General features: G+C 63.4%; 1 protein-coding gene. It reads left to right on the top strand.

Features of this window, described 5'->3' with window-relative positions:
* The coding region (locus PVZ78_RS03545; protein WP_443218348.1) for a T1SS-143 repeat domain-containing protein at positions 1-829 on the top strand (829 nt) is incomplete at both ends.

Genomic DNA, 829 nt, shown 5'->3' with positions numbered 1-829 from the left:
CCTTAGCGCCGCGGGTGCCTACAGCTTCAGCCTGCTGCAGCCGCTGGACCATCCAGCCGGCAATGATGAAAACGACATCACCCTTAACCTCGGCACGCTGCTGCAAGCTACCGACAAGGACGGTGACACGGTGACGGCCGCCGCCGAGAAACTGGTGATCACCATCGATGACGACACACCAACGGCGGCCGGAGCCGCCGAGGCTGGTACCGTCGATGAAGACGGATTGGCCAATGGCATTGCCGGTGGTGTGGGCGACGTAGCTGGCGAAGCCACGACTGCCAGCGGTAGCGTTACCGGTATCTTCCAGTCCGGGGCCGACGTGCCACTGACCTATAGCTTGTCGAGTGACACCAGTGGCTTGCCGGCATTGAGTTCGGGCGGCGTGGCGCTGGTCTATAGCGTCCTGGGTGACACCCTGACCGCCAAAGCCGGGGCGACCGATGTATTTACCTTCAGCCTTAGCGCCGCGGGTGTCTACAGCTTCACCTTGCTGCAGCCGCTGGATCATCCAGCCGGCAATGATGAAAACGACATCACCCTTAACCTCGGCACGCTGTTGCAGGCCACGGATAACGATGGCGACACGGTAACGGCTGCCGCCGAGAAACTGGTGATTACCGTCGATGACGACACGCCAACGGCGGCCGGAGCCGCCGAGGCCGGTACTGTCGATGAAGATGGCCTGGCCAATGGCATTGCCGGCGGTGTCGGCGACGTAGCGGGCGAAGCCACGACGGCCAGCGGCAGCGTCACGGCGATCTTCCAGTCCGGCGCCGATGTACCGCTGACTTACTCCCTGTCGAGCGACACCAGCGGCTTGCCAGCG

Origin of the sequence: Pseudomonas sp. SBT1-2, assembly GCF_028640875.1 — a bacterium.
Lineage (GTDB): Bacteria > Pseudomonadota > Gammaproteobacteria > Pseudomonadales > Pseudomonadaceae > Aquipseudomonas > Aquipseudomonas chlororaphis_I.
This window is presented reverse-complemented; position numbering and strand designations above follow the sequence as displayed.